Origin of the sequence: Phaeospirillum tilakii (assembly GCF_042683125.1) — a bacterium.
GTDB classification, from domain to species: Bacteria; Pseudomonadota; Alphaproteobacteria; order Rhodospirillales; family Magnetospirillaceae; genus Phaeospirillum; species Phaeospirillum tilakii.
The window spans coordinates 1-9,114 of record NZ_JBHUIY010000065.1 but is presented as its reverse complement, the minus strand read 5'-3'; the positions used below and the strand labels follow the sequence as shown (position 1 = coordinate 9,114).

The following is a 9,114-nucleotide window of genomic DNA, read 5'->3' as shown; positions in this document are numbered from 1 at the left end:
GGCGCGGCGGCGGTGGCCGGGCGCGGGGTCTGCCGGCGGGGCGGGGTCGTCGGCGCGGTCGTGGCGGGGGTGGCCTCGGGCGTGGCGGGCGGCGGCGCGGCGGGAACGGCGACCGCCGGGTGGGCGGGCGCGGGCGCGGCGGCCGGCTGCTTTTCCGCCGGGGTGGCGCTGTCGTCGCCGGTGGCGGCGCCGGGCAGGTTGAGGAAGGCGTTGGGGCTGGAGATCGGCGGGCCGCCCAGCACGTTCAGGAAGTCGCCGACGCCGTCGATGACGGCGTCGACCATCTTCCCGGTCTCGCTGCGCGATTCCGTCTTGTCCTGGGCCAGCGCGGCGGCCGGCCAGCCCAGCACCAACACCAGCAGGAACGAAAGCGCGCGCGGCGCCATGTCAGTCGACCAGTTCGATCGAATAGTTTTCGATCACCGGGTTGGCGAGCAGCGCGCGGCACATCCGCTCGACTTCCTCCCCGGCGCGGGTGCGGTCGGTCTCGGCCAGCTCGACCTCGATCAGCTTGCCCTGGCGGACCTCGCCGACACCGGCGAAGCCGAGCGAGCCGAGGGCATGCTGCACCGCCTTGCCCTGGGGATCGAGCACGCCGGTCTTGAGGGTCACGGTAACTTTGGCTTTCACGGTCGCTGTCTTCCGAAGTGGTCGTGAGATGGGAGAAAAAGGTGGCGGCGCGGGCGGGCGCCCGCGCCGGCCGGCCTTACTGCATGGTCTGCGGGCCCTTGAGGTCGCGCGGGCCGCCCTCGGGCAGGATGCCGAGACGGCGGGCGACTTCCTGGTAGGCTTCCTCGACCCCGCCGAGATCGCGGCGGAAGCGGTCCTTGTCCATCTTGTCGCCGGTGCGGATGTCCCACAGGCGGCAGGAATCCGGGCTGATCTCATCGGCCAGCACGATCTGCATGTCGTCGCCGTTGTAGAGCCGGCCGAACTCGATCTTGAAATCGACCAGCCGGATGCCGACGCCGAGGAACAGCCCCGACAGGAAATCGTTGATCCTGAGCGCCAGCGACATGATCTCGTCGAGATCCTGGGTGTTGGCCCAGCCGAAGGCGGTGACGTGCTCTTCCGACACCATCGGGTCGCCGAGCGCGTCGGACTTGAAGTAATACTCGACGATCGAACGGGGCAGCGGGGTGCCCTCGGTCAGGCCGAAGCGGGTGGCGAGCGAGCCGGCGGCGACGTTGCGGATCACCACCTCAAGCGGAATGATCTCGACCTCGCGCACCAGCTGTTCGCGCATGTTGAGCCGGCGGACGAAATGGGTCGGCACCCCGATCTCGCCCAGGCGCAGCATCAGATATTCGGAAATGCGGTTGTTCAGCACGCCCTTGCCGGTGATGGTGCCGCGCTTCTGGTTGTTGAACGCGGTGGCATCGTCCTTGAAGTACTGAACCAGGGTGCCGGGCTCGGGTCCCTCGAACAGGACCTTGGCCTTGCCCTCGTAAATCTGTCTGCGTCTGGCCATGAAAAGATATCCGGGTGTGGGAGCGCTCTGGCGCGTGGCGACGGGAAAAGGGATCGGTCAACCTCTCCGTCGATCAATCGAGGCCTGATATAGCAGGGACGGCCCGACGAAACAACGTCATGTCACCCCGAGAAGATGGGGATCATCCCCGCGTTGGCGCAAGGGCTGGCGGGAAAACGCGGTTTTTCCGGGCTCTGCCGGCCGGCTCAGCGGCGATGGACGCTGCCGTAGGCCACCTCGAAATCGAACGCCGCCGCCAGCGGCAGCCCGCGCGCCCGGGTCAGCAGGGCGCGGATCACCCCGGAATGGGTCACCAGCACCGGCTCGGCCCCGCCGGCGGCGGCCTCGATCTCGGCGGCGCAGGCCTCGGCCCGGGCCGCCAGCTCGACGAAGGTCTCGCCCCCGGGCGGGCGGGCCTCGACGAAATCCTCGCACCACGCCGCCAGCTGGTCGCGCGGGATCGCCTCCCAGCGCAGCCCTTCCCAGGCGCCGAAATCGAGTTCGAGCAGCCGCTCGTCGAAGGTCACCGGCGCCCCCAGCCGCTCGGCCAGCAGCCGGCAGCGCAGCGACGGGCTGGCATAGATCCGTTTCGGTCCGGGCGGCAGCGCGGCGGCGGTCTGCGCCGCCTCGGCCTCGAACCGGCTCTCGCTGACCGGCAGGTCGAGCCGGCCGTAGCAGCGTCCCTCGGCCCCGGCCGGGGTGGTGTGGCGGACCAGGATCATGGCGCCGCCAGCGGGATCAGGGTCAGCAGCAGGGCGATCTCGATCACCTGCTGGGTCGCCCCCAGCCCGTCGCCGGTATAGCCGCCCAGGCGGCGGCGCAGCCACAGCGCCGCCAGCGCCCAGCCGGCCAGGGCCACCCCCAGCGCCGTCAGCGCCGCCGCCGCCGGCAGCAGCGCCAGCGGCAGCGCGCCGAGCGCCAGCGGCAGGGCCAGCCGGAACCCGCGCAGCCGGCTGGTGACCGGGGCGGCGCGGCTGGGGCCGGTGCGGGCGTAGGACAGCACCGCCATCAGCCCGGCGGCGGCGGCGCGCGACAGGGCGGCGGCGGCGATCGGGGCGAGCAGCAGCAAGCCGGCCGGCAGCGCCGCCAGCGCCTGCCATTTCAGCCCGAGCAGCACCACCAGCCCGACCACGGCGAAGGCGCCGACGCGGGAATCCTTCATGATGGCGAGGATCTTCTCGCGATCCGCGCCACCGCCGCCGAAGCCGTCGCAGCAATCGCCGAAGCCGTCCTCGTGCTGGGCCCCGCCCAGCAGCAGGCCGAGCCCGAGCGCCAGCCCGGCGGCGATCCCCGCCCCCCACAGCGGCCCGGCCAGGGTCAGCACCGCGCCGGTCACCGCCCCCATGCCGATGCCGACCAGCGGCCACCACGAGGTGGCGTGGCGCCAGTCGTCGGCGTCGAAATCGAGCCGCAACGGCAGCGGCAGCCGGGTGAAATAGATCCAGGCGGCGGCCAGGGCGCGGGCTTCGCGCCGGAGGGCGGCGATCATTTGAGGCGGAGCGGCAGGCCGGCGACCATCAGCCAGGCCTCGGTGGCGCGGGCGGCGACCCGCTGGCCCAGCCAGCCGCACAGGTCGCGGAACCGGCGCAGTTCGGCATCCATCGGCACCGGGCTCCAGCCGATCTCGTCGGCGACGACGATCACCGGCCAGGGCTGGGCGCGGAACGAATCGAGCAGCCGGTCCCATTCGGCCAGGATCGACTCGTCGTCCCGGGCGAAGCGGGCGGCGGCCCAGGTCACCACGCTGTCGAACAGCACCCCGGTGGGGGCGGGGTCGAGCGCGTCGAGCGCGGCGGCGGGGTCGGCCGGGGCCTCCAGCGTGCGCCAGCCGGCCGGGCGTTCGGCCTGATGGCGGGCGACGCGGGCGGCCATTTCGGCATCGTCCGGCTCGGCGGCGTAACTGGCGACGAACACCACCCGCTCGCCCCAGGCGCGGGCAAGCTCGACCGCGCGGGCGCTCTTGCCGCTCCGCACCGGCCCGGTGAGAAGGATAAGTTCGCTCATGATGCGCCGGACTGTGAACCCGGCGCGGCGGGAAAGTCCAGTCCCAAATTAAGAAAATCCCTTCGGATTCTGCGGGTTTCCCACCACCCTTCCTCCCCCCGCCCGGGGGGAGTTTGATATTGACAGCAGACGGCCTGACACAGTACGCACCACCCGGGGTGGGAGTCGCTCTTCCGCTCCAGATCGAGCCTTCGCCGAGGGGGGCGACGGCGTAGTCCCACGGAGGATGTCAATGCGGATCGTACTGGTCCATCCCAACTACCATTCCGGTGGAGCCGAGATCGCCGGCAAATGGTCGCCGTCTTGGGTCGCCTATCTCGCCGGCTATCTGAAGGCCAACGGGTACAGCGACATCCGTTTCATCGACGCGATGACCGACGACCTGAGCGAGAAGGAACTGCGGGCCCAGCTGACCGCGCTCCAGCCGGACATCGTGGGCTGCACCGCGATCACCCCCTCGATCTACAAGGCCGAGCGCGTCCTGCAGATCGCCAAGGAAATCAACCCGAAGATCGTGACCGTGCTGGGGGGGATTCACAGCACCTTCATGTATCAGCAGATCCTGTTCGAGGCGCCCTGGATCGACGCGATCGTTCGCGGCGAGGGCGAGGCGGTGATGCTGAACCTGGTCCGCGCCGTCGATCAGGGCCGCTGGCCGGATTCGCGCGGCCAGATCAACGGCATCGCCTACATCCAGGACAGCAAGGTCACCGCGACCCCGGCCGAGCCGCCGATCAAGGACGTCGATTCGATCGTCGCCGATTGGAGCATCCTCGACTGGGACAAGTACAATTACATCCCGATGAACACCCGCGTCGCCAGCCCGAACATGGCGCGCGGCTGCCCGTTCACCTGCTCGTTCTGCTCGCAGTGGAAGTTCTGGCGTGACTACCGCGTCCGCGACCCCAAGAAGGTGGTCGACGAGATCGAGGTGCTGTACCGCGAGCACAAGGTCGGCTTCTTCATCCTCGCCGACGAGGAACCGACCATCAACAAGAAGAAGTTCATCGAATTCTGTCAGGAGATGATCGACCGCAAGCTGCCGGTGCTGTGGGGGATCAACACCCGCGTCACCGACATCCTGCGTGACGAGGATCTGCTGCCGTTCTACCGCAAGGCCGGTCTGGTCCACATCTCGCTCGGCACCGAGGCGGCGGCCCAGCTCAACCTCGATCTGTTCAACAAGGAGACCACCGTCGCCCAGAACAAGCGGGCGATCGAACTCCTGCGCAAGAACGGCATCGTCGCCGAGGCCCAGTTCATCGTCGGCCTCGACAACGAAACCGCCGAGACCCTCGAAGAAACCTACAAGATGGCGATGGACTGGCAGCCGGACATGGCCAACTGGTCGATGTTCACGCCGTGGCCGTTCTCCGACCTCTATCGCGAGATGGGCGACAAGGTCGAGGTGTTCGACTTCGAGAAGTACAATTTCGTCACCCCGATCATGAAGCCGGCGGCGATGGACCGCGCCGAGCTGCTTGACCGCGTGATGGCGAACTATCGCCGCTTCTACATGTACAAGGCGTTCCTCAGCTATCCGTTCGCCAAGGGCGATCCGGTGCGGCGGCGCTACCTGCTCGGCTGCCTCAAGGCCTTCCTCAAGAGCGCGTTCGAACGCAAGTTCTACGATCTCGGCAAGGCCGGCTACTGGGGGCCGCAGTCGAAGAAGAAGGTCGATTTCCACTTCGACCAGTCGCGCAAGCGCGGCGCCGACGCGATGGAAGCCTCGGCCGAGTGGAAGAGCATGCCGAAGTCGAAGCAGGAGCTGTTCGACGCCGCCCTGGCCGCCCGCGCCTGCGGCGGTGGCACCGACCAGCTGCCGGAAGACGACGAGTTCAACCGCGTCGTCGGCCACGTCGATGTCGATTCCGCCGAGGCGGCCAAGATCATGGCCTGCGGCGGCGGCACCCAGCAGCTGCCCGACGACGAGTTCAACCCGCCGGCCGGCAACGACCCGTCTTCCCCGGAAGCGGCGGCGATGATGGCCTGCGGCGGCAGCAAGCAGCAGATGCCGGGCGCCCAGGTCAAGATCTGAGTCCCGTGTCTTCCGCCCGTCCGGCGTTCCTCGCCGGGCGGGCGGTGTTTTTTTCCTTGGCTTGCGCCAGCGGGCTGCCGCCCGCGCCCGCTTGGGGCGAGGCCCCAAACCCCCTTCTTTTTCAAAAATAAAAGGGGGTCCGGGGCATCGCCCCGGTTGGGTTTGGGCGAAAGCCCAACCAGTCGCGGCCCCTTCGACGTTCGGCCGCGCGCGGAGAGCCCGCCCCGTGACCGACAAATCCGATCCCACCTTCGCCCCGGTCGAATACACCCCCCGGACCGAGCGTCCGCGCCGGGCCCGCGCTTTGATGATCCAGGGCACCGCCTCCGACGTCGGCAAGAGCATGGTGGTGGCCGGTCTGTGCCGGGCCTATACCCGCCGGGGGCTGGTAGTGCGCCCGTTCAAGGCGCAGAACATGAGCAACAACGCCGCCGTCGCCGCCGACAGCGACCTGCCGCCCGGTCCCGATGGCTTCGCCCCCCCGGGCGAGATCGGCCGCGCCCAGGCGGTGCAGGCCCGCGCCTGCAAGGTGCCGCCCTCGATCCACATGAATCCGGTGCTGCTGAAGCCGCAGACCGACATCGGCTCGCAGGTGGTGCTGCGCGGCCGGGTGCTGGGCAATTGTCCGGCGCGGACCTATCACCAGATGCGCCATAAGCTGATGCCGGCGGTGCTGGATTCGTTCCACCGCCTGACCGAGGAAGCCGATCTGGTGCTGGTCGAGGGGGCCGGCAGCGGCGCCGAGATCTATCTGCGCGCCTCCGACATCACCAACATGCGCTTCGCCGAGGCGGCCGACCTGCCGGTGGCGATCCTCGGCGACATCGACCGGGGCGGGCTGATGGCGGCGATCGTCGGTTCCTACGACCTGTTGAGCGAGGCCGACCGTTCCCGCGTCGTCGGCTATCTGATCAACAAGTTTCGCGGCGATTTCTCGCTGTTCGAGCCGGCCTGTGAAATCATGACCGAGCGCACCGGCTGGCCGCTGCTCGGCGTGCTGCGCTGGTTCGACAAGGCCGACCGCCTGCCGGCCGAGGATTCGCTGGCGCTGGAACGCCCGGCCGAAACCGGCGGCAAGGGGCTGAAGGTGGCGGTGCCCCATCTGTCGCGGGTCGCCAATTTCGACGATCTCGATCCGCTCGCCGCCGAGCCCGGGGTCAGCGTGGTGTGGGTCCATCCCGGCCATCCGATCCCGGCCGACACCGACGTGGTGGTGCTGCCCGGCTCGAAGGCCACCCGCACCGACCTCGACGTGCTGCGCCGCAATGGCTGGGACATCGACATCCTGGCCCATGTCCGCCATGGCGGCCGGGTCGTCGGCCTCTGTGCCGGCTACCAGATGCTCGGCCGGGTCGTGCGCGACCCGCAGGGGATCGAGGGCGCCCCGGGCGAGACCCCCGGCCTCGGCCTGCTCGACATCGAGACTGAGATCGGCGGCAGCAAGCGTCTGGTGGCGCTCGATGCTACCGACGCGCTCAGCGGTTGCCGCGTTACCGGCTACGAGATGCATATGGGCGTCACCACCGGCCCCGGCCTCGACCGTCCCTGGCTCAGTCTCGACGGCCGGGCGGAAGGCGCGGTGTCGGCCGATGGTCGCGTCGCCGGCTGTTACGTCCATGGTCTGTTTGGTTCGGACGCGTTCCGCAGCCATTGGCTGGAACGGGTCGGTGCCCAGGCCGCCGCGCTCGATTTCGAGGCGCGGATCGAGGCCGCCCTCGACGCCCTGGCCGATCATTGCGAAGCCAATCTCGACCTCGACGCCCTGCTCGCCCTGGCGCGCTGATTGGGCTTTCGCCCAAACCCAACCGGGGCGATGCCCCGGACTCCCTTTGTTTTTGAAAATAAAGGGGGTTTGGGGCTATCCTGGGGGGCAGGAGAGGAGCGGCCATGATCATCCGCCTCGATCGCTACCCCCAACTCCGGGATCTCTGCTGGAACCGACCCGCCGACAGCCTGTTGGACGGGCCGGAGGCGCTGGCCCTCTACGAGCGCAACTGGCGTTTCGTCGAGCCGCAGGCCCTGACCGCCGAGGAGCGGGATCTGATCGACCAACTGGTCGCCCGCTATGGCCACGGCGTCCTGAATGTTTAGGCGCCCCCGGCACGCGGCGGTCGCGGCGGTGCTGGCCGCGTTCGATGCCGAGCTGCTGGCCGAGGCGCACTGTTTCTTCGGCGGCGGCACCGCCATCGTCCTGAGTCTCGACGAATATCGCGAGAGCCTTGATGTCGATTTCCTCTGCGCGGCCCAGGACGGCTACCGCCTGCTGCGCGAACGGGTGTTCCGGGAGGGGTTCGCCGGATTGCTTCGGGCGAACGCGGACGTCGTTCTGCTGCGCGAGGCGCGCGCCGACCAGTATGGGATCAGGACCCAGATCGGCGTCGGCCCCGAACGGGTCAAGGTCGAGATCGTCCGCGAGGCCAGGATCGCGCTGAGCGGCGGGCGTCATCCCGATTGGGGGGTGCCGGTGCTGTCGCGCGAGGACATGTATTGCGAAAAGCTGCTGGCCAACGCCGATCGTCAGGCTGACCGCGCCGTGTTGAACCGGGACATCATCGACCTGTCGATGATGCTGCTGCGGTGGGGGCCGGTGCCGGAAACCGCCTGGGCCAAGGCGGTCGATGCCTATGGCGCGGCGGCCGGGCTGGCCTTCGCCCGGGCGATCGAGGCGATCCGTGATCCGGTCTGGCTCCGCACCTGCATGGAGCGGATGGCGATGGACCCGGATCTGTTCGCGCCGATCCTCGCCCTGCATGGCGGTCCGATCCCGCCGGAGGATGAGCGCAAGGGCTGAGCCGGCCGCTTACCGCTTGGCCTTTTGCGTCGCCGGGAAGAAGCGATCGACGGCGTGGGCCATCGCCTTGGCGAGGCGGGTGCGGTAGGCCGGCTGGCGCAACTGCTTTTCCTCGTTCTCGTTCGACAGGTAGCCCATCTCGACCAGCACGGCGGGGACGTCGGGCGCCTTCAGCACCGCGAAGCCGGCGAAGCGGTGGGTGTTGTCGAGCAGGCTGAATTCCTGGCCGACCTCGTCCACCGCCTCGGCGGCGAAGGCGGCGGAACGGTTCATCGTCTCGCGCTGGGCCAGATCGATCAGGATGCCGGCGACGTCGGCGCTTTCGTGGCTGAGATCGACCCCGGCGATCAGGTCGGCCTTGTTTTCCTTTTCGGCCAGGGCCTGCGATTCGGCGTCCGAGGCGTTCTGCGACAGGGTGTAGATCGACAGGCCCCGGATCGACGGGTTCTGTACCGCGTCGGCATGCAGCGAGATGAACAGGTCGGCGCCGTACTGGCGGGCGATCGCCACCCGGTCGCGCAGGCGGATGAACACGTCGCGGTCGCGGGTGAGGTAGACCTGATAGCGGCCGCCACGCTCCAGCGCCGCCTTCAGTTCGCGCGCCATCGCCAGGGTGATGTGCTTTTCGTAGATCCCCGACACCCCGATCGCGCCGGGATCGATCCCGCCATGGCCGGGGTCGATCACGATCACCGGCGGCCCGCCATCGTGCGGGGCCAGCGCGGCGGGCGCGGCCGGGGCGGGCGACAGGGCGGCGGCCTGGATCTCCGGGCGCGGGCCGTCGGCGCGGGCCGGCTCGGCGCGCGGCGC

General features: G+C 69.3%; 11 protein-coding genes. 4 read left to right on the top strand and 7 right to left on the bottom strand.

The annotated features are described in order from the left end of the window. The 6 genes from ACFSNB_RS18025 to ACFSNB_RS18000 form a co-directional block, all read right to left on the bottom strand. Positions 1 to 386: hypothetical protein (locus ACFSNB_RS18025; RefSeq protein WP_377319114.1), on the bottom strand; the 386-nt coding region annotated here is incomplete at its 3' end. 1 nt (position 387) lies between these two features. Continuing rightward, complete coding sequence (gene purS / locus ACFSNB_RS18020) at positions 388 to 630, bottom strand: phosphoribosylformylglycinamidine synthase subunit PurS (RefSeq protein WP_377319112.1); 243 nt, start codon at positions 628 to 630, stop codon at positions 388 to 390. Between the two features lie 76 nt (positions 631 to 706). Beyond that, positions 707 to 1,471: a phosphoribosylaminoimidazolesuccinocarboxamide synthase gene (purC, locus tag ACFSNB_RS18015; RefSeq protein WP_377319110.1), complete on the bottom strand. Its 765-nt coding sequence runs from the start codon at positions 1,469 to 1,471 to the stop codon at positions 707 to 709. A gap of 206 nt (positions 1,472 to 1,677) precedes the next feature. Continuing rightward, a complete protein-coding gene (locus tag ACFSNB_RS18010) occupies positions 1,678 to 2,193 on the bottom strand; it encodes a histidine phosphatase family protein (protein WP_377319108.1) in 516 nt (171 codons plus the stop codon). Next, positions 2,190 to 2,960 (bottom strand): adenosylcobinamide-GDP ribazoletransferase, encoded by a 771-nt coding sequence (locus ACFSNB_RS18005; protein WP_377319106.1) that lies wholly within the window; start codon positions 2,958 to 2,960, stop codon positions 2,190 to 2,192. Before ACFSNB_RS18005 ends, ACFSNB_RS18010 begins: the two co-directional genes overlap by 4 nt. Beyond that, complete coding sequence (locus ACFSNB_RS18000; RefSeq protein WP_377319104.1) at positions 2,957 to 3,475, bottom strand: bifunctional adenosylcobinamide kinase/adenosylcobinamide-phosphate guanylyltransferase; 519 nt, start codon at positions 3,473 to 3,475, stop codon at positions 2,957 to 2,959. The genes ACFSNB_RS18005 and ACFSNB_RS18000 overlap by 4 nt, the downstream gene beginning before the upstream one ends. A gap of 232 nt (positions 3,476 to 3,707) precedes the next feature. On the opposite strand from ACFSNB_RS18000, the gene bchE reads away from it, so the two are divergent. The 4 genes from bchE (at position 3,708) to ACFSNB_RS17980 (ending at position 8,304) form a co-directional block, all read left to right on the top strand. Beyond that, the gene (gene bchE, locus ACFSNB_RS17995) at positions 3,708 to 5,513 is read left to right on the top strand and encodes a magnesium-protoporphyrin IX monomethyl ester anaerobic oxidative cyclase (RefSeq protein ID WP_377319102.1); all 1,806 of its coding nucleotides are present in this window, start codon (positions 3,708 to 3,710) and stop codon (positions 5,511 to 5,513) included. Positions 5,514 to 5,820: 307 nt separating this feature from the next. Further along, positions 5,821 to 7,296, top strand: coding sequence for a cobyric acid synthase (locus ACFSNB_RS17990; RefSeq protein WP_377319116.1), 1,476 nt, complete (start codon positions 5,821 to 5,823; stop codon positions 7,294 to 7,296). Between the two features lie 104 nt (positions 7,297 to 7,400). Further along, the gene (locus tag ACFSNB_RS17985; protein ID WP_377319100.1) at positions 7,401 to 7,604 is read left to right on the top strand and encodes a hypothetical protein; all 204 of its coding nucleotides are present in this window, start codon (positions 7,401 to 7,403) and stop codon (positions 7,602 to 7,604) included. After that, on the top strand, positions 7,597 to 8,304 hold the full coding sequence (locus ACFSNB_RS17980; protein WP_377319098.1) for a nucleotidyl transferase AbiEii/AbiGii toxin family protein: 708 nt from the start codon (positions 7,597 to 7,599) through the stop codon (positions 8,302 to 8,304). The genes ACFSNB_RS17985 and ACFSNB_RS17980 overlap by 8 nt, the downstream gene beginning before the upstream one ends. A 9-nt stretch (positions 8,305 to 8,313) precedes the next feature. Here the strand turns inward: ACFSNB_RS17980 and ACFSNB_RS17975 are convergent. Further along, positions 8,314 to 9,114 (bottom strand): N-acetylmuramoyl-L-alanine amidase family protein (locus ACFSNB_RS17975; protein ID WP_377319096.1); only part of this gene is annotated, 801 nt, incomplete at its 5' end.

Coding starts and splice junctions, on each gene's coding strand:
- purC (WP_377319110.1), bottom strand. CDS start 1,471: ATGGCCAGACGCAGACAGATTTACGAGGGCAAGGCCAAGGTCCTGTTC.
- ACFSNB_RS18010 (WP_377319108.1), bottom strand. CDS start 2,193: ATGATCCTGGTCCGCCACACCACCCCGGCCGGGGCCGAGGGACGCTGC.
- ACFSNB_RS18005 (WP_377319106.1), bottom strand. CDS start 2,960: ATGATCGCCGCCCTCCGGCGCGAAGCCCGCGCCCTGGCCGCCGCCTGG.
- ACFSNB_RS18000 (WP_377319104.1), bottom strand. CDS start 3,475: ATGAGCGAACTTATCCTTCTCACCGGGCCGGTGCGGAGCGGCAAGAGC.
- bchE (WP_377319102.1), top strand. CDS start 3,708: ATGCGGATCGTACTGGTCCATCCCAACTACCATTCCGGTGGAGCCGAG.
- ACFSNB_RS17990 (WP_377319116.1), top strand. CDS start 5,821: ATGATCCAGGGCACCGCCTCCGACGTCGGCAAGAGCATGGTGGTGGCC.
- ACFSNB_RS17985 (WP_377319100.1), top strand. CDS start 7,401: ATGATCATCCGCCTCGATCGCTACCCCCAACTCCGGGATCTCTGCTGG.
- ACFSNB_RS17980 (WP_377319098.1), top strand. CDS start 7,597: ATGTTTAGGCGCCCCCGGCACGCGGCGGTCGCGGCGGTGCTGGCCGCG.